This is a genomic window from Thalassospira profundimaris, from assembly GCF_003326755.1.
Taxonomy (GTDB): domain Bacteria; phylum Pseudomonadota; class Alphaproteobacteria; order Rhodospirillales; family Thalassospiraceae; genus Thalassospira; species Thalassospira profundimaris_B.
In genome coordinates this window covers 219,564-242,685 of the sequence record NZ_JPWH01000002.1, presented here as the reverse complement: position 1 = coordinate 242,685, position 23,122 = coordinate 219,564, and the positions used below count along the sequence as shown (strand labels likewise).

The following is a 23,122-nucleotide window of genomic DNA, read 5'->3' as shown; positions in this document are numbered from 1 at the left end:
TGATCCTCGCTCGAAAAGTAAAACAGGGCCGAAGCACAATGGCCCGGCCCTGTCGCGTATCTTGATCTTTCAGATAAGGGCTGTCAGATCTTGCGCACATCCTCCAGAAAGCCGTTCACATGCGCCAGCAACTGGTCATTTGCGGCAGTCAGACGCCCCACACACCCCAACTGACCACTGGAAAGCTCGCCGCTTTCAGTTGCTGCACGGGCAACATTGCCAACCGCCTGGTTGATTTCCTGATTGCCGGACGCAACACCATCCACACTGCGTGAAATCTCGTGCGTGGCTGCACCCTGCTCTTCTATCGCGCTGGCAACAACCGCCATCAGTTCTTCGATCCGCAAAATGGTCGTGGCAAAATCACGCACCGCGGCTGCAGCAGCACCGGTTTCGGACTGCATTTCGGTGATTTTGTCCGTAATCTGCTCGGTCGCCCGGGCGGTTTGCGACGCCAGGTTTTTAACCTCGCCAGCAACCACGGCAAACCCTTTACCAGCCTCGCCCGCGCGGGCAGATTCAATTGTCGCATTAAGGGCCAGAAGATTGGTCTGATCGGCAATGTCGCTGATCAGATTGACAACCTCGCCAACACTTTCGGCGGCCTCGTTAAGCTGCAGCACGCGGGCATTGGTTTTTTCCGTATCCTGTGCGGCCTGTTTGGCAATATTGGCAACCTCGGAAATCTGATGCGAGATTTCATTAATCGAGGAAGAAAGCTGGAAGGTTGCCGTTGCCACCGTTTCAATATTTGCCGAAGATTCATCCGCCCGGCTTGCCACCTGTTGTGCATAGTCATTGGCACGGGTGGAATGATCCGAAAGTTGCTCGGAAGCACCGCGCACTTCGCCAAGCGCAACCGACACCGTCGAGAGTACGTCCTTGATCTGACGATCAAAGCGTGACGACAATTCCTGCATGTGGCGCGCACGATCCACCTGCCGCTGCGCTTCGATTTTTTCCTGTTCGGCCAAACGCATGCGTTCCTCTGCATTCTCACGGAACACCCGCAATGCCCGCGACATCGCACCAACTTCATCCTGGCGTTTCATTTCCTGGAAATGCACATTGACGTCCCCATTTGCCAGCTTGCTCATGGCCGCGGTCATATCGCGGATCGGCAAGGCGATCATGCGGGTCAATAATGTCGCGAACAGTCCGGCACATAAAATCAAACCGGCAATTCCAACCGAAAGCGTCACCTTGAAGAAAAAGGCCGCCGAATGCCGTTCACTGTCAAGAGCCTGATAAGACGCGTCAATATAGTTGCCGAGTTTTTCGGTTGCCTCACTTATTGTCACCGCCAACGCGCGTGGTTCACCGGATGCCTCTATTGCGCGCGCATGATTGACCGTCAAATACTGTCGCATCAATTGCGCCTGCTGGTTGGCAATATTTATCCAGGCGTCAATGGCGGTTTCCATTTCCTGGGCCCGTTCCGCCATCACAGGATCACTAACAGCAATTTCTTCAAGACGGGCAAATGCACTATCGGTTTGCGCAAGCGCGGCACGATAGGCATCAAGCCCACTTTGGTCCCCTGTCGTCAGAAAAAATGTCATTTCCTGCCGGGCGGTTCGATAAGCATTGTTGAGATCGCTAAAGCCTCTTTCGACCTCCATCAGACTTTCAATTCTGGCATCGGCATCTTCAACATTCTTCATCCCATAGAACGCAGCACCGCCCAACATAAGAATAACAACAATCATGACGGCAAAACTTGCCGCCAGCTTGACGGGAATGCGCATATTTTTAACAAACATCATGATACGTGCTCCCTTAAAGCCCCTTGCGACGGGCAAGTTCAGTGAGATTGATTTCAACCGTGACAGCGCCCATCGGTTTTCCAGCACTGTCAGACACCGTCATATTCAGTTGCGCACGCCAGTTATCCACGGCCTCAATATACTCGGCCTCGTCGATAAAAACGGCACCGGCGCCATTCGGATAGGTTTTTTGGAACTTGGCCTCATCGCCCTGCCAGAAATCCGAGGTAATAGAGCTCTGACCTACGTTGAGCCCGTGCATATCCGTGACAAATACTTCGCTATAAAGTCCGCCCGAACGCGCCTGGATTTGCGTCAAATAGCCGGAAAGAGGGTTATTGAGCACGGCAGCAATAAGAGGCTGGTCTTCGGATTCCCGCTCCGCACGCCATTGTTTGTCGGCAGCATCGATTTCCGCCTGCGACATCGTGACGTTTCGGGCATTCTGACCCTTTACCGATATTTCAACCACCGGGTTGGCAAGCCAGGTCCGAACTTCCGAAATAACGCTATTGTCAATCAGATCCTGCGGGCTTGCCGGAAGCGGCTGCTTTGCCAATGCCCCGCCGGATGACAAAAAAGCTGCCATACCGAGCGCAATGGCCCATGCGCGTGGATTAGTCTGTTTCATGGCAAATCCTTCTCATTTCCCACTGCCCCTTAACCATAAAATGGGCACAAACATCAAAATTACAGCCTTTTGGCTGAAAATTCCTCACTTGGTATGCCTTTAATTTATACCTAAGGATAAATTCAGAAACATCCCAATTTGGGGAGTATGAATTTGTTGCAGGGTGAAATTGCCTTCACCCGGCAGGACAAAGCCGCACATCCGGAAAATGACATGATCCCTGCAAAAAAACCTCGGCATGCGTCATGCCAAACCGAAATCCGCGAACGGATCACGGAAAACGACAACAGCGTAAATGGGGAATGGAAATATTTTCTGGCTGCGTCCGGACAAGAAAAAAGCGGCGATAAAAATCGCCGCTGTAAGTTTTGGTTGGGACACGAGCAAACTGCAGAAGATTACGTTGTTCCAGGCGCACCAAAGTGAGCCCCTGCACAGAACAACTGTCCGCTGCTATATATGCAGATACCGTGCCAGTTTTTTAAAATTTAAAATTCCGCAGGTTTGCGCGGTATAGAGTAGTAATACCTTGGTGGTACACCTCTGAATTTCGCAATTTGAGAAAATATCTTTGCAAATTGCGAAATTCATCATCTCATATTGCAAAAACCGCCAAGCCATTGGCATGAAACCAATTTAAAGCTGGCAAAACCGCCGGAAACCGTACCGTGTTGCTGGGAAGAATTATTTGCATTTTGCCGAAGACAGGACCAATGAAGCCCTGTGCCTCGCATCATTCAGAATATTTTGTCCGGATAGGGGCTATCCAAACGAATTGGAAATATTCAAAACTGCAAATAAACTAGCGAAATCTTTTGCGCTTGTTGGCGGCGGGCTTGTTACTGAAATTGAGCAAAGCGGGCGCATGCTGGATGATTTCCTCCAGAATATCCCGGGCCATATCCAGGTCGTCCTGCGCACTCTCGTCGAGATCACTTTTATATCTCGGGTCAGACAGCATTTTTTCTGCTTCGTAGAGCGTTCTCAGCTCGCTCTGAAAAAGCTCGCGGGATCCCAACGGCAGAAAAGGTTTTGCGCTCATGACAAAAAAGAATTTAAGGCTGGTTTTAATCACCAACCGCAGCATCAGCACCTGCAGCTTGTGAAACTGGTCTTCCAGCTCGTCCTTGCGCGGATGATTATCTAGTGCAGACAATCTTTCGGAGAGGATCAGGGAAAGCGCCTTGAAGTTATCAACCTGTTCGCGAAATGGACGATAGCGCGTCACATCTGTGGTATCGGCCAGCGCCTCAAGCTCGGCCGCAATCGAAACCAGAATGCGCCCCCGCTTTTCCAACTGCGACAGGAAATGCTCGACTTCTTTTATTTTTTGTCTTTGACCTGATGAATTCATAAAAAGTCGAAATAACCTCAATTAAAAATGTATCCAGCCCCAAAAGCAGGCTGGATACATTTCAGAATACTATGGCACGCAATGATAGCAAGCAGAACCATGATAAAAGCTAAAATCAGCCATCGCCAATTTATTCAACCATTTCAGGGTCCCGGCTTTCGCTTTTATCATCCTGCTGATCGGGAAAACGGAAAACAACCCCGTCATTCTCGATATCAACCAGCACAGAACCGCCCTTCTCAAGCTTGCCAAACAGCAATTCTTCCGCCAGCGGCTTTTTAACATGCTCCTGGATCACACGCCCCAACGGACGCGCCCCAAACGCCGGATCATATCCGCGATCCGCAAGCCATGTACGGGCAGTTTCCGTCAACTCGATAGAGACATTGCGATCCGCAAGCTGAACTTCAAGCTGCAGAATGAATTTATCCACCACCATCTTAACCACATCGGCCTGCAGATGAGTAAACGGAATAACGGCATCAAGACGGTTGCGGAATTCGGGGCTGAAGGTGCGTTTAATCGCCTCCTCATCCTCGCCAATGCGCTGGCTCCGCATAAAGCCGATGGCAGGTTTTGCCATGTCGGCGGCACCGGCATTGGTCGTCATCACCAGCACGATGTTCCGGAAATCAACCGTTTTGCCGTTATTGTCCGTCAGTTTACCGTGATCCATCACCTGCAACAGAATGTTAAACAGGTCCGGATGTGCCTTTTCAATTTCATCAAGCAGCACAACGGCATGTGGATGCTGGTCAACCGCATCGGTCAGAAGACCACCCTGGTCAAACCCGACATAGCCCGGGGGCGCACCAATCAGACGTGAAACGCTATGACGTTCCATATATTCGGACATGTCAAAGCGGACAAACTCGATCCCCATCACATTGGCAAGCTGCTTGGTAACTTCGGTTTTACCCACCCCGGTCGGACCTGAAAACAGATAGGAGCCAATCGGCTTTTCCGGTTCGCGCAGGCCCGCACGGGCCAGTTTGATGGCACTCGACAGCGCTTCAATGGCTTTATCCTGACCAAACACAACCGTTTTCAGATCGCGTTCGATATTCTGCAATGCCTTGCGGTCATCGCTCGATACCGATTTGGCCGGAATACGGGCAATTTTGGCGACGATTTCCTCGACATCCCGTTTGCTGATCGTGCGTTTGCGCTTGCTTGGCGCAATCAGCATTCGCGACGCACCAACCTCGTCAATCACGTCAATCGCGCTATCAGGACGTTTGCGGTCATTGATGTAACGCGATGCCAACTCAACGGCCGAGCGAATGGCCTCATTGGTATATTTAACGTGGTGATGCTCTTCGTAATAGGGTTTCAGCCCCTTGAGAATCTTGATGGTATCTTCCAGGGAAGGTTCATCGACATCGATTTTCTGGAAACGACGCACAAGGGCACGGTCCTTTTCAAAATGACCGCGGAATTCCTTATAGGTCGTCGAACCGATGCAGCGCAACGCACCACTGGCAAGAGCAGGTTTGAGCAGGTTCGAGGCATCCATTGCCCCACCCGACGTGGCACCTGCGCCAATCACGGTGTGGATTTCGTCAATGAACAGCACAGCATTTTCATGCTCGTCCAGTTCTTTGACCACGGCTTTCAACCGTTCTTCAAAATCACCGCGATAGCGCGTTCCCGCCAGAAGCGAGCCCATATCAAGGGCAAAAATGGTTGCGCCCTGCAAAACCTCGGGCACATCACCATCGACAATGCGTTTGGCAAGGCCTTCGGCAATGGCGGTTTTACCCACGCCCGGGTCACCCACATACAGCGGGTTATTTTTGGTGCGGCGGCATAAAACCTGAATGGTGCGATCAATTTCACCTTGCCGACCAATCAGCGGGTCAATCTTGCCTTTTTGCGCCTTGGCATTCAGGTTTACACAATAGGCCTTAAGGGCTTCGCCCTCCTTGGCGGTACCCGCCTCGTCAGTTTCACCCGCGCCAGAGGCATTCAATTCGTCATCAGCACCACGCGGTACCCGCCGTTCGTTTAATTCGGGCGCTTTGGCAATGCCGTGTGAAATATAGTTCACGGCATCCAGGCGCGTCATATCCTGCAATTGCAGGTAATAAACCGCATGCGATTCCCGTTCGGAAAACAGGGCCACCAGCACATTGGCACCGGTCACTTCCTCGCGCCCCGAAGACTGGACATGAATGGCAGCACGCTGAATAACCCGCTGAAACCCTGCCGTTGGCTTGGGATCGATCAAACGCGCGCTAACCAGACCCGACAATTCACTGTCGGCAAAATCAAGGAGCTCGTTACGCAACCGGTCCACATCAACACGACAGGCTTTCAAAACCGCAACCGCGTCCTGGTCTTCGGTCAAAGACAGCAGCAAATGTTCCAGTGTTGCGTATTCGTGACGTCGTTCGGATGCGTATGCAAGCGCACGATGCAGGCTTTCTTCCAGATTACGTGAGAGCATGTATGACTACTCCTTCTCTATCGTGCACTGCAACGGGTGCTGGTTTTGACGCGCCAGATCCATGACCTGGTTTACCTTTGTTTCGGCGATCTCGTATGTAAACACACCACAGACGCCAACACCTTTACGGTGAACCTGCAGCATGATAGCCGTCGCCTCTTCCCGCCCCTTGGCAAAAAACTGTTCCAGGACGAGCACGACAAATTCCATCGGTGTGTAGTCATCATTGAGCAACAACACCTTGTACATTGCCGGTTTTTTGGTTTTCGGCCGCGTTTTGGTTACAACGCCTGTGGTAGGGAGGCCGTCACCCTGATTGCCCTGATCACTCATAACCTGCTAACCGGAATCCTTGTTAGTTGCGCCTTGAAAACATGATAGGTCAACATGCCAGCGTTTCAAAGCCCCGTTAATTCAATCCACGAAATGATTACTTCTTTACATGTCATGTAAGGTGCGTTTGCAGGCACGCAAGATGCGACAAAAAAACTCGTTCCCATAGCCCGGCGAAAAACCGTGTCGGACGTGTGCGCGTGCCCAAAACGAAGAAACGGACGTGACCCAGGTCACGCCCGCCTCCGCAAATAACACATGACCCAGGCAAAACCGGTCTCAAATCAGATGATACCGGGATTCGCAACAAACGGGCTTACTGACCGGCCTTTGCCGACCAGCTTTTTTCCATCAAAGCCACGCTGTCATTCCACATGCCAAACCAGATTTCCTGAAAACGGGAATGTTCCGCCATGCCGTCATCAACAAACCGCTTGACCATACGGGCGTTGATTTCCTGGATATCACCAAGCGATTCCACCTTCGACAGGGCTTCGATATCGCCCTGAAGCGCGTCGATCTCGCGCTGCATCCAGGTCATCCACTCCTTGCCAAAGCGCCCGCTCTGATCGGCCATTTTGGAAGAAGCCTGCATCATTCCGTCCCAGTTCGACAAATGCGACTGAAGCAAGTCCTCATACTGGCTGGCAAAATGTGCCCCGGCATCGGAAATCATGTCGCTATGACCGGAGACAGCCTCGAGCAGGCCCGACAAGGCCTCGTTCGCCGCGTCCCGGGCAGATGAGACCATATCGACCATTTCGCCCGAATTCCAAAATTCAAACATCTGCGAAACGGGCATTGTTGGCATCGGCAGATCAGCTTCAATCTTTTGTGATACCGCGACACCCTTGGGTTTTGCACCCTCGTCAACACTTACGGTCGCACTCCCGACCGGTGTTGTCACTTCGGCTGCCACAGGCACCTCGATCTTGGGCGCCTTCGGTGCCTTTTCGGCAGCACTGACAACAGCATCAGATGCCGCCCCGGCAACTTTACGTGCTGTTTCGGCGGCTGCTTCAACCTGCTTTTCAGTTGCGCCTTTCACAACTTCAGCCGTCTTGCTTACCGCAGCGGCAGCCTTTTGGCTTTCTTCGCGCACGACCTCGGCCGATTTTTCAGCGGGTTTGCTAGCACCTGCCGCAGCGGCCCGTTTCGGCGCAGAAGACTTGGCCGAAGAAGAAGGACGCGCAGAAGTTTTTGAACCAGAAGGCGTTTTAGGTGTGGACGAAGCGGAATTGGAAGCAGTTTTATTCGCAGATGCAGCACCGGCTTTCGCTGATATCACAGAAGAAGCGGAGGCCCCCGACGAAGCAGTCGTTTTAGCCTTCGATGCTGATGCGTTTCGGGATTTTTCAGGCACCTTTTTCGGGGTCGTCACCATCGTGCCGTCCTCCATTTACGAGTTTCAGGATCGCCATAGACATGTTGCAATGCAGCAAAACTCTAGATGGAAACAGGGTTTTCGTCAAGGCTCCTTTCATGACATTCTCTTGATATATCGTGCCAGACGGTCCCTTCCAAAGAAAACAGGCTGACACTGCCAGCCCGTTTCAATACCGGTTTATTGCAAATTGTTGCCGCGTACCGTTCTGTAAAAATTACGATCCTGCAAATCCTTGTCTTTGCCATAAACCGGATCAGGATTTTGCACCGCATCAGGGTCCGGTGCGGCCGGAAGCGGCGTTGACTGACCTGATATTTTTTCCAGCACAGCCGGAAAATGAAGAGCGCGCAAATCATCCTTTGCCGATGTCCAGGCCGCCAGCGTCATATGCTGCCCCGAGCATCCCAGGGCCACCCAGTAATAATTCTGGGAATGGAGCCGCAGACCATCACGGTCTTGTGTCCCAAACCCGTCCTGCTGAAGGGCATCTGTCAGCGTCAGATATTGCTGGCGGGTAATTGGCTTGCGAACCGGGTCGCCACTAAAGGCCCCCAGCGGCGAACGTACCGAAACATTCAGGTCACTGACGTCGAGCGGGCCAAACACATGGGACTCGACAATAAACCCGTCCTGCCCCGGTTGTGGCAAGATGTCAAAAGACCGGACTTCCTTGTAATAATCGGCATTGTAAACGATTCTGATTTGCCCCTCCGCCTGACCGGCAGAACAGGCCGTACGAATATCGTCCGCGTTAAGATAGGAGAACCAGGTTGCCTTGCGAACAACCGGATTCGCAATGTCGCTGTTGCCCGTATAGGCACACCCTCCCAACACAACCATTGTCGCCAGTGCCGTGGCAAACTTAATGATTCCAAGCCGCTTCGGCGCTATATCCTTGTGCGGTCTATGTAAATTAATGGGCATTAATACCTCTGTTTTGACAGACTCGGTCACAACGCATACACTCTCGCTTAATTGGGGCATCGGCAAGGCATTGCAGCCTGCCAGCAAAATTCATTTCGTTAAGCTTTTTTTTAAACGAAACTGACATGCTGGGCCTAACCGTCTTGGGGATACTCGTTAACCGGACATTGTTTATGATTTCCATGTTCCGCGTCGGCTTTGCCAGACCGACCAGACAACCAGATACCATTGACTTTTTGCCATCACGCATGACGGCACGAAGCCTGTTTTGTGTGATAAGCATTTTGCTGCTGTCGCTGATTGCATTTTCAGCCACCAGCAACACCGCGTTTGCCCGCACCTACACGGCCCTGATTGTCGACGGCGACACAGGCCAAGTGCTGCATGAATATCGCGCCGACCAAAAGGTATATCCCGCGTCGCTCACCAAGATCATGACGCTTTATATGCTGTTTGACGCGCTTGATAGCGGCAAGGTTTCGCTGGCAACGCAAATGCCGGTTTCAAGGCGGGCCTGGGGGCAGGCACCGTCAAAGCTTGGCGTTCAGCCAGGGGACACGATTACGGTACATGATGCGATTCTGGCACTGGTGACGAAATCGGCCAACGATGTTGCTGTTGTGATTGGGGAATATCTGGGAGGTACTGAAACCAAATTTGCCCAGATGATGACCGCAACGGCCCGCAAAATTGGCATGAAGAACACAACGTTCCGCAATGCCTCCGGCCTGCCCAATCGCGGCCAAATGACAACGGCGCGCGACATGGTGCGCCTGGCCATGCGCCTTCGCAACGATTTTGGCGACTATTATCATTACTTTTCGACCCAGAAATTCACCTATGGCAACCGCACCTATGGCAACCATAACAACCTTCTGGCGTCTTATTACGGGACGGATGGTATCAAAACAGGTTTCATCAACGCATCGGGTTTTAATCTGGTTGCCTCGGTCAAACGCGATGGCAAACGCCTGATCGGGGCGGTGTTTGGCGGTCGGACGGCACGCTCGCGTGATGCGCAGATGAAAAAGCTGCTTGATCAAGCCTATATGGAACTCAAGAAAGACGGCGAAATCATCCCGCCACGGCCGCGCGTCAGCCCGGAAGAAAAGATTCTTCCGGCCGATACACAGCTTTTGATGGCCAAGGCCAACAGCGCTAACGAAGGGCAGATTCCGGGTCATATCGACACCGACACCATTGTTGCCCGCATCAAACCAACCGGTGGTGGCTGGGGCATTCAGGTTGGCGCATTTAGCGACCAGCGCCGGGCCCAGGAAGCCGTTTTGACCGCCGCACGTACCGCGCCGGAAATTTTGCGACTGACCCGTGCTGCTGTTGAACAGCAGGAATCCGATAGCGGAGTTGTCTATCGGGCCCGTCTGATCGGCTTTGGCGCAGAGGAAGATGCCCGCAGCGCCTGTGCCGCCCTGCAACGCCAGAACATGGCCTGCATTCCGGTCGTTACCCCCGGCGATGCTGGCTGAGCGTTTCAATACTTCCTGCCATCGATATACAGGAATGATTTTCAAGGGCTGCCCCAACAACAGGGCGGCCCTTTTGTTTGGTACCTCACCCGCTGCTGTTGCCCGCACAAGCAGTTCGTCACAGAGCCACCAGCACCAGCCAGTCATGCGAACGCATGCCCGTCGTTGCGTACCGGCGCACATTCCGCACACCATGTGTTCGACATCCGGCCCCGGGCAGCGATAAAAAAAGGCCGGTGACATATCTGCCACCGGCCTTCGATCCACCCTTTAATCAGGGTATTGAATATGTTCTTTAGTGCCCACCACCAGGGGCGAAGAAATCATCGCTTTGCAGGCCACTTTTCTGAAGCTGTGCTGTTACCTGTGCTTTCAGACGTTCCAGCCCGGCGTCATCCGCGGCTTCACAGCGTGCGACAATCGCAGGCTGTGTATTGGATGCCCGCAGCAGCCACCAGCCGTCGTCGCTTTTGACCCGCACACCATCAATACCATCAACTTCGGCATCTGTTCCGGCCAAACGGTCCCGAACTTCCTCGATCAACGCAAATTTGCGATCGTCGGGGCATTCGATGCGGGTTTCCGGCGTGTTAACCGCAACCGGCATGGCATCGCGCCACGCATCAAGGCTTTTAGCGCTTTGCACCAAAATGCGATACAGGCGAACGGCGGCATAGGTGGCATCGTCATAGCCGTAATAGCGTTCGGCAAAGAAGATATGTCCGCTCATTTCACCGGCAATCGGTGCCTTTTCCTCGATCATTTTGGTTTTGATCAGGGAATGACCGGTTTTCCACATAATGGCCTTGCCGCCCAGACGGGTAACTTCATCAAACAAAGTCTGACTGGCTTTGACATCGGCGATAATGGCGCCACCGGGAACACGCTCCAGCACGTCGGCAGCGTAAATCTGCAAAAGCTGATCACCCCAAAGGACACGGCCCTGCCCGTCAACAACACCGATACGGTCGCCATCGCCATCAAAGGCAACGCCCCAATCGGCATTATGTTTGGCAACAGCCGCTTTCAAATCCACCAGGTTGGCTTCAACCGTCGGATCCGGGTGATGGTTGGGGAAATTGCCATCGATTTCGTCAAACAGCAGATGATGCGTGCCTGGCAGCTTTTCCGTCAGTCGGCGCACCACGTCACCCGCAGCACCATTGCCGCAATCCCAGACAATGGTCATCGGTTTGGCAACATCGACATCAAGTTCCTCGACCAGCCGGTCAACATAACGTTCTTCGATGTCGATATCATCCAGGCCGCCGGCACCGACTTCAAAATCGCCATTTTCAGCAATTTTACCCAGTTCCTGGATTGCCTCGCCAAACACCGATTTTCCGGCATTCAGCATTTTAAAGCCATTATAATCCGGTGGGTTATGCGACCCTGTTACCATGATGCCGGCATCGGTTTTCTGGTTATAAACCGTGAAATACAGCATCGGCGTCGGGCCACGCCCGATACGCAACACATCACACCCCGTGGCGCGAATACCCTTCACCAGGGCATCGGCCAGCTCTGGCGAGCTTAAGCGCCCGTCACGGCCAACAGCCACACGCTGCCCACCACTGCGCCGCACCATAGTGCCAAATGCCCGCCCAAGAGCATGGGCATCTTCGGCATGAAGGGTTTTGCCAACAACGCCGCGCACATCGTATTCGCGCAGCATGGACGGATCAAATTTATGGCCATCCGAAGCGGTCATATGTTAATTGCCTCCGATTGCGCCGCGGCCGATACAGCTATATTCAAAGCCGTTTTCTTTCATTTCGCGCGGCTCGTACACATTACGCAAATCCACCACCACCGGTGATTTCAAAGCAGCTTTTACGCGTTTCAAATTCAGCCCGCGGAATTCGTTCCATTCCGTCAGGATCACCATCGCATCTGCACCTTCGATCGTCTCGAAGGCACTTTCACAGAAAGTCAGACCATCAAGCAGTTTTGCCGCTTCTTCCATTGCTTCGGGGTCATAGGCCCGCACAGTGGCACCAGCGGCAAGCAGGGCCGGAACAACATCCAGGCTGGGTGAATCGCGCATATCATCTGTGTTGGGTTTAAATGCCAAACCAAGAATACCAATGGTTTTGCCTTCGACAGAACCGCCGCAGGCCGCGATGATGCGATCCGCCATTGCCTTTTTGCGCCTGTCATTAACAGAAACCACCGTTTCAATAATGCGCAGCGGCGAATTATGTTCCTGGGCCGTCCGAACAAGGGCGAGTGTATCCTTGGGAAAGCACGACCCGCCATAGCCCGGCCCGGGATGCAGGAACTTTTTGCCAATACGGCCATCAAGGCCGATCCCGCGTGCCACATCGTGAACATCGGCACCCACTTTTTCGCACAGATCGGCAATTTCGTTGATGAAGGTGATCTTGGCTGCCAAAAAGGTATTGGCGGCATATTTGATCATTTCCGAGGTTTCACGGGTGGTAAAAACAATCGGCGTTTCGATCAGATAAAGCGGACGGTAAAGGTCCGACATCACGGCACGCGCACGTTCATTGCTGGTGCCGATGACCACGCGGTCAGGGCGCATGAAATCACCAATCGCGGAGCCTTCACGCAAAAATTCCGGGTTGGAGACCACGGCGAATTCCGCATCGGGCCGCTTGGCGCGAATGATGCGCTCGACCTCGCGCCCGGTACCCACCGGCACGGTAGACTTGGTCACGATAACGGTAAAACCATCCATTGCCTCGGCAATCTCTTCTGCCGCTGCATACACATAGCTTAAATCAGCATGCCCGTCGCCACGACGCGTTGGCGTTCCCACCGCAATGAAAACGACATCGGCATCCTTCACACCCTTTTTAAGGTCGGTGGTAAAATGCAGTCGTCCCGCCTTGACGTTATTTTCAACCAGAAGATCAAGCCCTGGTTCGTAAATTGGCATTATGCCCTGCTCAAGACGTTCGATCTTGGAGGCGTCTTTATCAACACAAATGACGTCCGTACCGAACTCGGAAAAGCAGGCCCCGGATACCAAACCGACATACCCGGTGCCAATCATTGCAACATGCATGGATGTTTTACCCCATAAAACGCTTCCGGGGGCCACGCCCCCGGAAATTTGACAAATCTGTTATTTCGCTGCGTTGCCTTCGGCGAATTCCTGAATAAGCGCCTTCATATCGTCGCGCAAATCCGGGCGCTCCAGCGCAAAGGCAAGGGTCGCCTTCAGGAAACCCACTTTGTTACCGCAATCAAACCGCTGACCTTCAAACCGGTAGCCATAAAAAGGCACCTTGCCGATCATGGCCGCCAGTGCATCGGTCAGTTGAATTTCATTGCCTGCGCCACGCGGGATCGATTCCAGAACATCGAAAATACCCGGATCAAGGATATAGCGCCCAATCGCCGACAATGTGGAAGGTGCATCTTTGGGGTCCGGTTTCTCAACCATGCCACACGCGCTTACAAGGCGACCATTGGTACCTTCCACTTCCAGCACACCGTAACGCTTGGTTTCCTCGCGCGGGACATCCATCACGGCAACCATGTTACCACCGGTGCGGCCGTAACTTTCCACCATCTGCTTCATGCACGGGGTTTGAGACTGGATCAGGTCATCAGCCAGCAGAACCACAAATGGTTCATCACCAATCAGCGATTTTGCACACAAAACGGCATGACCAAGCCCCAGCGGATTGCCCTGGCGGGTATAGGTAACACGACCATTTTCCGGGATCATCGCCAATGCCGCTTCAAGCGCGTCATGCTTGCCACGCTCCATCAAAATGGCTTCCAGTTCGGCGGAACGGTCAAAGTGATCCTCGATCGCGGTTTTACCCCGACCGGTCACAAAAATGAATTCTTCAATTCCCGCTGCAATCGCTTCATCCACCGCATATTGAATCAACGGCTTGTCAACAACCGGCAGCATTTCCTTGGGCATTGCCTTGGTTGCAGGCAAGAAACGGGTCCCCATACCCGCAACCGGGAAAACCGCCTTTTTAATTCGCTTGGTCATATTTTATTTCCTTTGTTTTTGGCGGCAATGAATGCGTTAAATCGCTCTGTTTGCAGCAATATACATCGCTTTTGCCACATTTCGTGATCGATGATCAAGCTGCCCCGTAGGGAGGTCATATCAATCGCCACAGTTTTTTAACAATAGCTGTCGCGCCGCATTGACCCGAGATGCCAAATAGTCCGAACCGCCATGATCAGGGTGTACCGCCTTGATTAACGTTTGATAGGCCCGATTGATCTCGGCACGGCTGGGATTTTCGCCCAGCCCCAAAATTTTACGGGCTTCGGTAACATCCATTCCCTCAGAACGAAATCCGCTATTGCCTCCTTGTTGCTCCTGCCTCGACGAACTGCCGTCAGCCCGCCCGACACAGTCCCAGTTCCGCCAGTCCTGGCAATCGCCGCGACGATCAAGATACGTCTCAAGCACTGTACGGCTTTGATCTTGTGCACCGCAACATTCAACATACAAATGCTGCAACGCGTCAAGTCCCAGCGTATCCAAATCCCGTCCGCTCAGGGAACCGGCAAGGACCGATCCCGAAAGACGACCGGTTTCATGCTCGAGCTGCATCACCAGAAACTGCGTCCTGATCTCAGAGAAACGTCCCTTTCGGGCACCGCGACGACCTTCACCGCTTTGGTGTGTTCCCCTGCCCTGATATCGGGCAGCACCGAACATCCTTTTGAAAAATGGCCATAATACGCCGAATTTGAGGAGACGAAAAAGAAATGGTATGGCGGCAACAAGGGCGGCAAACATGGCCGCAAGTTTGCCGGTCAACAACAACCAAAGCCCGACCAGCACCAATACCAGGGCGATCAACCCAAATCCGAGATAGCGAATATCAGACGGTTTGGCATTGGCAAGCCAGCGCAAAACAAAGCCGGTCGCCACAAAAAGACCAAAGCCCAAAATCACCCATTGCATCGGCGTTACCGCTTTAACTGATCGGTCAGAAGCCGGATCGTACCGGTTTTTCTGTTTTTTTCATAATGTGTTAGCGCATCCATCCCCCCCACAACCAGGGATGCAATCGCGCCCAGCAGATCAGCCAGCACCGATGCTGCATTGCCGTCAAGACGGGCAAAGGCGCCATTTCCCAACCGGGACATATCGCGAAAAACACTTTCTGCCCCGTGATCGCGACCATCCTGAAACACAAACACCCGTGTTCCCGTCATACCCAGGGTCCCGGCCAGGTGCCCCAATTCATCCGCATCCTCTTCGACGCAATCACCAACATAAATCAGGGCGTCAATCGGCTGATCAGGCTTTTTACGGGACTGATTGATCACATGCTGCAACACACGGGCAATTTGCGTATGCCCGGCCCGGCATTGCACGTTTGTCATCTTGTCGCGCAACTCGCTGGCATTGCGGCACCATTTGCTGGCTTTGCATTCACCAAAACCACGAAAAAACACCAATTGAATATCCAGCGTGCCAATCTTGCTAACGGCGTCAAACATCTCGGCCTGAATATGTGCTGCCATGTCCCAGTTGGGCTGGCGGCTTGCAGTGGCATCAAGGGCGAACACAATGCGTCCCGCCGCCGGGCCGGAGCGGGGTGCTGTTGGTTCAACAGATCGGGCACGATTCAAAAAATCCGCGACATCCTGCCTGCTCGATTGTGATGAAACAGCCCTGTCATCATCCGCCATTGCGTTCCTGAATGTTTGTTGTCTCTATAGAAACCTGTGACCCGGTTTTAATCGAACCACCACACTGCCAAGGGCAGACGCACACTCAAATCGGCAATTCTTCGCCATCAGCCGGTGTAAAGCCAATGACTTCCAGCAACTGCCGGACTTCCTGGCGCGCTGCCATATGTGACATGCTCAGCGTAATACCGATGCCCTTTTCACGCAAATCAAGAAGCGTCAGACCATTGAGGAACAGTTCACGATAAATCACGCGTTCACCAAAGCCGGGGGCAACCCGAAAATGAATGCGACTTGCCAGCTTGTCGATAATTTCGGCAATATCACGTTTGTTGCGCGCATCAAGATGCGACAACCGGTTCCGCATCACGATCCAGTCAATAGACCCACCATCAACCGCAGCACGGCGCTTGCGGGCATCCCACACCATTTCCGCATAAAGGCTTGGCCCCTTGACCTCCAGTGTTTCCGGGTCAATTCGTGCCAGCATATCCAGATCAATATAACTGTCATTGATCGGGGTAATCAGGGTATCGGCACAGGCATGGGCCAACCGCGAGAGATAATTGTCACTGCCCGGGCAATCCATCACAACAAAATCATGGCTCAGCACCAACTCACTCAGGGCACGGGTAAATCTGTCACGCTCGTCATGCTTGGCAGCGGTTGCGTCATTATCCTCGCTTCGATAAATCGGATGATGAACCGGCATCTTGAGCGACAGTCCCCGTGCCTGGTTAAAGGCCTGACGGTTTTCGACATAGCGGGTCAATGTGCCCTGCCGCGCATCAATATCCAGCGAACCGACGGAAAAATCCATTTTCAGCAGGGCAACAATCAGGTGCATTGCCGTTGTCGATTTGCCCGAGCCGCCTTTTTCATTGCCAATAACAATGACATGCGCGCGCTTCGTGCGGCCACCTGTGGATTGTGCGTCGCCCTGTCCCTTGATTTCGGTCATGGTGGCGGTTGCGTCCCCCGTCATTACGCGCTGCTCCGTCATAGTGTGTTTCGGAAAACCAAAAGTCCCCAATGCCCGTGAATGAACGCCTTTATGCGTAAAAATCAAGTATAAAGACGCATAAGCCACGGTGCAAACCGGCTCTACCCTAGCCAATTTATCGTCTTGGCGCTAAACATAGAGCAATCGGCATCGCAAAGACAGCAAGCTCAACGGGGGAGAAGTTTGTGACCTTTTCGCAAAAATATATACCGGCATTCCTGGCACTGGCCGTGATCGGGATCTCAGCACAGGCCAGCGGGCAAAATGCGGGGGCATTTCTTAAAATCGACGCGGCAGAAAGCCCGGTTCGGTATCATCCCCCGTTCAATGCCACGGCTGTCTATTTGCGACAGATCCGTGAAAACAGCACGGTTTATGTTGCCCGATGGCTCGATCAAAGCGACGATAACCACAGTGCCAACCAGATCTTTATCGAATCGGTCTTTTCCGAAACCAGCCCCGGTTTTGCCTTTCGTACCGACACACCCCCTGCCAGCCTGCTGGGCATGTTTGACGAATTGAAGGGAAGCAGCCGTGCCAATGGCAACAGTTTTTCCTATCAAACGCCGTCAGGCCTGATGCAGGTCCTGCCGTTTGCCAAGGGCAATGCCCAGTGCATCAGTTATGCCGGGCGCTGGGATCCGTTGCGCACCGATCAGAAAGGCAGTCAGCTGTTAGGGTATTTCTGTGAGCCGATTGCCGTTCAAACTGCGCCGCAGCACCAGCCCCCCGCACAGCAAATGACATCAAACGCAGCCCGCGATTTTGCCGCCGATTTCTTTTTGCGATTTGAGATTAACCTGCCCGATCATACCGGCAGTACCGTTCCGGCCGTACCAGCACCACAATTAACAGCACCGGTTGCAAACGCGCCTGTACAACCCGGCGACAATATAGCGGAAAATACGCCCAACGCGGTGCAACCTGCCCAGCCGACATCCCCAAAAGCAGCGCAACAGGCCCCCGCAATTGCACCGGACCAGGGTATTGGCATTGCAACGAACTGGAATGACCAGACCGGTTATGGTGTCCTGAAATTTGACAAACCGGCCGGTGAAGGCACCATGATTGTCGATAGCGGAGATCGCCACTGCGAAGGATACTGGCAACATCAGGGCGGACGATATCAAAGCACGACCCTGCCCTTTGGCAACTGGACAATTTTTTGTTCGGATGGCGTTTCTGCCCGTGGCACCTATAACAGCCCGGACCCAAGCCAGGTCAAAGGCGAAGGCCAGGACAGCAACGGCCAAGCAGTCTTTTTTCATCAGGCAGATCAGTAGAAGCCATGTCTTGTGATATTGAAACCATTGTTGTAGGTGCGGGTGTTGTCGGCCTTGCCTGTGCACGCGCCCTCGCGCAAAGCGGGCGCGAGGTCATGATCATTGAACGTCATGACGCCATTGGCACCGAAACCAGCTCTCGCAACAGCGAGGTCATCCATGCCGGCATTTATTACCCCAAAGGCAGCCTGAAGGCCGAACTGTGCATCAGTGGCAAACAGGCGCTGTATCACTATTGTACGGATCGCGGCATTACCCATCGCAATACCGGCAAACTGATTGTCGCCACCCACGATGCGCAGATTGACGCCTTGCGCCAAATCGAAAAACACGCCATCGGCAACGGCGTTACCGACCTTACCTGGCGTAGCGCAGAAGAAATTCACGATCGCGAACCCGCCGTTAAATGTGTTGCAGCACTTGAAAGCCCGTCTACCGGAATTATTGATTCGCACGGGCTGATGGTTTCCCTGCTGGGCGATGCCGAACTTGCCGGAGCCACCCTTGCGCTCAATACCGATGTACTTGGCGGTCGCCATGAAAACGGGGTTCATGTCCTGCAAACCCGGGACGCGGCAGGCGAAGAAATGGAAATTTCGTGCAAGGAACTGGTGATTGCCGGGGGATTGCACAGCCAGACACTGGCACGCAATCTTGCAGGACTGCCTGGAAAGTCCGTTCCGCCACAACATTATGCACGAGGCATTTATTTCACCCTTGGCGGCAAAAACCCGTTTTCCACCCTGATTTATCCTGCCCCCGAACAGGCCGGACTGGGCATTCACCTGACCCTTGACCTTGGCGGGCAGGCTCGCTTTGGCCCCGATGTTGAATGGATTGACCAGCCTGACTACACGGTTGATGAAACCCGACGCAGCCTGTTTGCCGAGGCCATTCGCCGTTATTATCCCGATCTGGACGAAACGGCCCTGCAACCTGGTTATGCCGGTATACGTCCCAAAATCCAGTCCAAAGGCGAAGCTGCCCGTGACTTTATGATTTCCGATGTGGACACTCACGGGGTTGATGGCCTGATAACGCTTTATGGCATTGAATCACCCGGCCTGACGGCATCAATGGCGATCGGGGATTATGTCTGTGCTAAACTGAATTCTTTACCGGTTAAAAAGGCTGCATCCTGATCATGGTTTCCGCCCTTGCGCTTCTTCCCGCCGGGTTTACCCGCCACCGCCATCACGCTAAAACAACCTCTGGCTGGCGGCGCTTTGCGCGCAGTGTCCTCTTTGCGGGGCTAGTTGCGGCAATTATGACCAGCATGATCGGCCCCCTGTGCTTTCAGGCAAATGCGCAACAGCTTGAACCCTTTGTGCCGCCCGCCAACAGCCTTTCGAACAGCCCGAAGACGGACGACAACGAAAAAGATGACAATGCCAAACCAAGTCGCGATTTCGCCGAAGAAATGCGCAAAATGGTCATTTCCCTAAGCCGGTGGGCCAAGGGCCAACGCAGCGACTTTTCCATCATTGCCATGAACGGACTTGACCTGACGACCTTTATCGAACCAGGCCTGTTTGTTACCAAATCCGACGCCAAACCGGCACGCAATTTCATCCGTGCGCTTGATGGCTTCCTGATTGAAGCTCCCCAATACGGGCGCGATGGTTACAACAAGGAAACCGCCGAAGGCGAGGTCAAATATGACCAGCAATATCTGGAACGCCTGTCAAATACCGGGATGCGGTTTTTCATGCTCGATTACACCGATAAAATGGAAAACATCCGCAAATCGCGCGAAAACTTAAAGGACCTTGACCCGCTTTATTACGCAGCCCCGCCCCCCGACATGCAGCTTTCAGCCCTGGCAAAGGTACCGTCCACACCATTTAACGAGAACCCGTTTGTCATTGATACGATTCACAAAGCCCGCAATTTCGCAATGGTTGTCGACAGTGCGCCGTTTGGCGGCAAAGATGCCTATGTCGATGCCCTCGCAAATACCAATTACGACATCCTCATTCTTGATGCCTTTGATCGTGGCACTGTTCCACTGACCTATGATGACATGCGCAAACTGCGCTACAAGAAACTTGGCACACCGCGCCTGCTGCTTGCCTATATCGACATTGGTACCGCGCAAACCTATCGGTATTACTGGCGGGATAACTGGCGCGCCGGTTCGCCCGATTTTATCAGCAGTGCCAGCAACAAGGGCCGTTGGGGCCAGGAAAACCATGTCTATTACTGGGAACCACAATGGCAAAATATCATTTTTGGCAATGCCAACAGTTATGTTGCCGGCCTGATCCAGCTTGGCTTTGATGGTGTCGTCATGGACGGTATTGATGATTACCGGTGGTGGGCCAATCAATAAGCCCGACGCGACGCCCGGACCCTTCGCCCATCATCCGGGCAACATCGCGCATATTTGCAGGAGAAAATCGTGCCCAAGGTTATTACCCACTATTTCTTTGTTCCCTCGCCCTGGGCTTTTTTCGGGCTGCGCCGGGTCATGGATATTGCCAAACGCCATAATGCCGTGATTGACCACCGCCCGGTAGACCCGGCCGAAATTTTCAAGCATGGCGGCGGGGTTCCCCTGCACAAACGTCCGATCCCGCGTCAGGAATACCGTATGGTCGAGCTTAAACGCTGGCGCAAATTTCTGAATATTCCGATCAACGAAAATCCGGAATTTTTTCCGGTGAATGGCGGATTGGCAGCGGGAACGATGATTGCCGCCAAACTTGACGGTCACGATATTTCCAACCTGATCATGGCGATCATGGAAGATATCTGGGTAAACGAACGCAATGTTGCCGATCCCGAAACCATTCGCGCCGCGCTGGCACGCGTTAATCTTGCCGGGAAATATCTTGACCAGGCGCAGGACCAGGCCGTAAGCGACACCTTCAAAGCTTATACCGAGGATGCCAAAGCCTTGAACGTCTTTGGGTCGCCCGCTTATTTTATCGATGATGAAATGTTCTGGGGACAGGACAGGCTGGATTTCGTCGAGCGCGCACTGGCGGAACGTGACTGAACACGTTATCCGGGTATTTGACTGTCAAAGTCATGATATGCTGAAAACAAAAAAACAGGACGGGGGTGGTTCCCGCCCTGTTTATTTATGTGCGCTTATTTATGTGCGTCAATGCTGTTTCAGTTCCTGTAACATACCGGCATTCACACAGAACCGAAATCAATCGTGGCGTTTGACGTGATCGACAACAAATCCGTCACAGGACGGATAATTTTTTTCGATCATGGCAAGTGCCTTTGTTTTGGTCTGTGCGGCAACTTCGTGGGTCTGTATATCAGCCCAACGGTCGTCATACAGGGCGTGAGAACGGTTTTCCTTAACGCACTCACGCACGAACTTGTTGTGCAACCCAACTTGATAAACCCGCTTCCGGTGGTCTGTAAAAGCTGACATCCCCCGAAACTCCTTTTGCTGTCAGCGTCCGACCCGACGCTTGATGTGTCCTGATGATATCTCGCTCAAGAAACGAAATATCAACCACAAGTCTGCGACCAGTAGTTTAACGAGCCGTAAATCATCCGGCCTGAATCGTAATTTAATTGAAACATAAGAAACCACAGCGCGCCAGTTTTGCATAATCGGCTTGCAATATTTGCACGAAATAAAATTACAAACCCGCGCCGCTTCGGACATTAAATTCCACACAACCCAAGGCTTTGCTTCAAAACGGTCTTTTTTGATTTTTTGGCAACTTTCCAATTGCCGAACCGGCAATTGCGGCAAACATAAAAGGGTAAGCAGGACTTTTTCTTTCCCAAAATCAAAACAAAACCAGCCCGGGAGGCTGTCCCAAAATGTCGATTTTTTCCGAACCCGCCTTTGACGATCATGAACAGGTTGTTTTCGCAAGCGACCCTGAAACCGGCTTGAAAGCCATTATTGCCGTTCATAACACCAATCTCGGCCCGTCGCTGGGGGGCTGCCGCATGTGGCCCTATGCCAGCGAACAGGACGCCATCCACGATGTTTTGCGCCTCTCGCGCGGCATGACTTACAAGTCAGCCCTGGTTAATCTGCCGCTTGGCGGCGGTAAATCCGTTATCATCGGTGATCCACGCACCCAAAAAACGCCAGAGCTGTTTCGCGCTGTTGGCCGCGCGGTCGAACGTCTCAATGGTCGTTATATCGTGGCCGAAGATGTCGGCACCAGCCCCGCCGATATGGCCGAAATCGCCTGCGAGACACGCCATGTTGGCGGTATCAATGATGGCACGGACCCGGCACGCACCGGCGATCCATCCCCCTTTACGGCTTATGGTGTGTTTATTGGCCTGAAGGAGGCCGTTAAATACAAAAATGGCAGCGACGACCTTAAAGGCCTGCAGGTTGCCATACAGGGCCTGGGCAATGTCGGATTTCATCTTTGTGAGTTGCTGCACACAGCCGGGGCCAAATTGATTGTTGCTGACATCAATTCAGATGCCGTTAACCGCGCGGTTGACCGGTTTGCGGCCACAGCCGTTTCAATTGATGAAATCCTGTCGGTCAATGCCGATATTTTGGCCCCCTGTGCCTTGGGCAGCATCATCAATGACACCTCAATTGCCGGCCTGAAAGCCGGGATCATTGCCGGGGCAGCAAACAACCAGCTTGAAGCAGACCATCACGGCGACATCTTGCGTGAAATGGGTGTATTATATGCCCCGGATTACGTCATTAATGCCGGTGGCGTCGTCGAGGTGCATTACTGCCGCGAAGGTCGCCCGGTTCGCGAGACAAACCGCCATATTGAAAGTATTGGTGCAACAGTGCGCGAAATCTTTGAACGGGCCGACCGGGAAAGCAAATCCACCAGCTATATCGCCGACCGCCTTGCCGAAGAACGTTTTGGCAAAACAGCCTAAATCTTTACAAA

At 53.0% G+C, this 23,122-nt stretch carries 22 protein-coding genes; 8 read left to right on the top strand and 14 right to left on the bottom strand.

The window, feature by feature from the left end:
• Positions 1 to 83 precede the first annotated feature (83 nt).
• Positions 84 to 1,766, bottom strand: coding sequence for a methyl-accepting chemotaxis protein (locus tag TH25_RS04140; protein WP_114087158.1), 1,683 nt, complete (start codon positions 1,764 to 1,766; stop codon positions 84 to 86).
• Between the two features lie 13 nt (positions 1,767 to 1,779).
• The gene (locus TH25_RS04135) at positions 1,780 to 2,397 is read right to left on the bottom strand and encodes a hypothetical protein (RefSeq protein WP_220151336.1); all 618 of its coding nucleotides are present in this window, start codon (positions 2,395 to 2,397) and stop codon (positions 1,780 to 1,782) included.
• Positions 2,398 to 2,544: 147 nt separating this feature from the next.
• On the opposite strand from TH25_RS04135, the gene TH25_RS04130 reads away from it, so the two are divergent.
• Entirely contained in the window at positions 2,545 to 2,823 is a 279-nt protein-coding gene (locus tag TH25_RS04130; RefSeq protein ID WP_114087157.1) for a hypothetical protein, read from the top strand.
• A 376-nt stretch (positions 2,824 to 3,199) separates the two neighbouring features.
• On the opposite strand, the gene TH25_RS04125 is transcribed toward TH25_RS04130, so the two are convergent.
• The 4 genes from TH25_RS04125 to TH25_RS04110 all read right to left on the bottom strand — a co-directional run bounded on the left by TH25_RS04125 (position 3,200) and on the right by TH25_RS04110 (position 7,635).
• Positions 3,200 to 3,751 carry a hypothetical protein gene (locus tag TH25_RS04125; protein ID WP_114087156.1) on the bottom strand — a complete coding sequence of 184 codons (552 nt, stop codon included), beginning with the start codon at positions 3,749 to 3,751 and terminating at the stop codon, positions 3,200 to 3,202.
• A 130-nt stretch (positions 3,752 to 3,881) separates the two neighbouring features.
• The gene (gene clpA / locus TH25_RS04120; RefSeq protein ID WP_114087155.1) at positions 3,882 to 6,200 is read right to left on the bottom strand and encodes an ATP-dependent Clp protease ATP-binding subunit ClpA; all 2,319 of its coding nucleotides are present in this window, start codon (positions 6,198 to 6,200) and stop codon (positions 3,882 to 3,884) included.
• 6 nt (positions 6,201 to 6,206) lie between these two features.
• Complete coding sequence (gene clpS, locus TH25_RS04115; protein ID WP_073956469.1) at positions 6,207 to 6,533, bottom strand: ATP-dependent Clp protease adapter ClpS; 327 nt, start codon at positions 6,531 to 6,533, stop codon at positions 6,207 to 6,209.
• A gap of 316 nt (positions 6,534 to 6,849) precedes the next feature.
• Positions 6,850 to 7,635, bottom strand: a complete 786-nt coding sequence (locus TH25_RS04110) for a phasin family protein (protein WP_181847393.1) — start codon at positions 7,633 to 7,635, stop codon at positions 6,850 to 6,852.
• Positions 7,636 to 7,702: 67 nt separating this feature from the next.
• Here TH25_RS04110 and TH25_RS24870 point away from each other — a divergent pair, with 67 nt between their 5' ends.
• Positions 7,703 to 8,071, top strand: coding sequence for a hypothetical protein (locus tag TH25_RS24870; RefSeq protein ID WP_181847391.1), 369 nt, complete (start codon positions 7,703 to 7,705; stop codon positions 8,069 to 8,071).
• A 26-nt stretch (positions 8,072 to 8,097) separates the two neighbouring features.
• On the opposite strand, the gene TH25_RS04105 is transcribed toward TH25_RS24870, so the two are convergent.
• Positions 8,098 to 8,760, bottom strand: coding sequence for a hypothetical protein (locus TH25_RS04105; protein WP_114087153.1), 663 nt, complete (start codon positions 8,758 to 8,760; stop codon positions 8,098 to 8,100).
• Positions 8,761 to 9,017: 257 nt separating this feature from the next.
• Here TH25_RS04105 and TH25_RS04100 point away from each other — a divergent pair, with 257 nt between their 5' ends.
• Positions 9,018 to 10,331 carry a D-alanyl-D-alanine carboxypeptidase gene (locus TH25_RS04100; protein WP_258549024.1) on the top strand — a complete coding sequence of 438 codons (1,314 nt, stop codon included), beginning with the start codon at positions 9,018 to 9,020 and terminating at the stop codon, positions 10,329 to 10,331.
• Between the two features lie 295 nt (positions 10,332 to 10,626).
• Here TH25_RS04100 and pgmG read toward each other — a convergent pair whose 3' ends face one another.
• The 6 genes from pgmG to TH25_RS04070 all read right to left on the bottom strand — a co-directional run bounded on the left by pgmG (position 10,627) and on the right by TH25_RS04070 (position 16,941).
• On the bottom strand, positions 10,627 to 12,042 hold the full coding sequence (gene pgmG, locus TH25_RS04095; RefSeq protein WP_114087152.1) for a phosphoglucomutase/phosphomannomutase PgmG: 1,416 nt from the start codon (positions 12,040 to 12,042) through the stop codon (positions 10,627 to 10,629).
• 3 nt (positions 12,043 to 12,045) lie between these two features.
• A complete protein-coding gene (locus TH25_RS04090; protein WP_114087151.1) occupies positions 12,046 to 13,365 on the bottom strand; it encodes a UDP-glucose dehydrogenase family protein in 1,320 nt (439 codons plus the stop codon).
• A 60-nt stretch (positions 13,366 to 13,425) separates the two neighbouring features.
• Positions 13,426 to 14,313, bottom strand: coding sequence for a UTP--glucose-1-phosphate uridylyltransferase GalU (galU, locus tag TH25_RS04085; protein WP_114087150.1), 888 nt, complete (start codon positions 14,311 to 14,313; stop codon positions 13,426 to 13,428).
• Between the two features lie 120 nt (positions 14,314 to 14,433).
• Positions 14,434 to 15,246 (bottom strand): J domain-containing protein, encoded by an 813-nt coding sequence (locus TH25_RS04080; protein ID WP_181847389.1) that lies wholly within the window; start codon positions 15,244 to 15,246, stop codon positions 14,434 to 14,436.
• A gap of 5 nt (positions 15,247 to 15,251) precedes the next feature.
• A complete protein-coding gene (locus tag TH25_RS04075) occupies positions 15,252 to 15,920 on the bottom strand; it encodes a VWA domain-containing protein (protein ID WP_258549023.1) in 669 nt (222 codons plus the stop codon).
• A gap of 145 nt (positions 15,921 to 16,065) precedes the next feature.
• The gene (locus TH25_RS04070; protein ID WP_181847407.1) at positions 16,066 to 16,941 is read right to left on the bottom strand and encodes a division plane positioning ATPase MipZ; all 876 of its coding nucleotides are present in this window, start codon (positions 16,939 to 16,941) and stop codon (positions 16,066 to 16,068) included.
• Between the two features lie 227 nt (positions 16,942 to 17,168).
• Here TH25_RS04070 and TH25_RS04065 point away from each other — a divergent pair, with 227 nt between their 5' ends.
• The 4 genes from TH25_RS04065 (at position 17,169) to TH25_RS04050 (ending at position 21,267) form a co-directional block, all read left to right on the top strand.
• Positions 17,169 to 18,266: a hypothetical protein gene (locus TH25_RS04065; protein ID WP_114087147.1), complete on the top strand. Its 1,098-nt coding sequence runs from the start codon at positions 17,169 to 17,171 to the stop codon at positions 18,264 to 18,266.
• Between the two features lie 5 nt (positions 18,267 to 18,271).
• The gene (locus tag TH25_RS04060; RefSeq protein WP_114087146.1) at positions 18,272 to 19,408 is read left to right on the top strand and encodes an NAD(P)/FAD-dependent oxidoreductase; all 1,137 of its coding nucleotides are present in this window, start codon (positions 18,272 to 18,274) and stop codon (positions 19,406 to 19,408) included.
• A gap of 2 nt (positions 19,409 to 19,410) precedes the next feature.
• Complete coding sequence (locus TH25_RS04055) at positions 19,411 to 20,598, top strand: endo alpha-1,4 polygalactosaminidase (RefSeq protein ID WP_114087145.1); 1,188 nt, start codon at positions 19,411 to 19,413, stop codon at positions 20,596 to 20,598.
• A 69-nt stretch (positions 20,599 to 20,667) separates the two neighbouring features.
• Positions 20,668 to 21,267 carry a 2-hydroxychromene-2-carboxylate isomerase gene (locus TH25_RS04050; protein ID WP_114087144.1) on the top strand — a complete coding sequence of 200 codons (600 nt, stop codon included), beginning with the start codon at positions 20,668 to 20,670 and terminating at the stop codon, positions 21,265 to 21,267.
• A 159-nt stretch (positions 21,268 to 21,426) separates the two neighbouring features.
• Here the strand turns inward: TH25_RS04050 and TH25_RS04045 are convergent, their stop codons facing one another.
• Complete coding sequence (locus tag TH25_RS04045) at positions 21,427 to 21,660, bottom strand: hypothetical protein (RefSeq protein ID WP_073956479.1); 234 nt, start codon at positions 21,658 to 21,660, stop codon at positions 21,427 to 21,429.
• Positions 21,661 to 22,061: 401 nt separating this feature from the next.
• Here TH25_RS04045 and TH25_RS04040 point away from each other — a divergent pair, with 401 nt between their 5' ends.
• Entirely contained in the window at positions 22,062 to 23,111 is a 1,050-nt protein-coding gene (locus TH25_RS04040; protein ID WP_114087143.1) for a Glu/Leu/Phe/Val dehydrogenase dimerization domain-containing protein, read from the top strand.
• Positions 23,112 to 23,122: the final 11 nt, after the last annotated feature.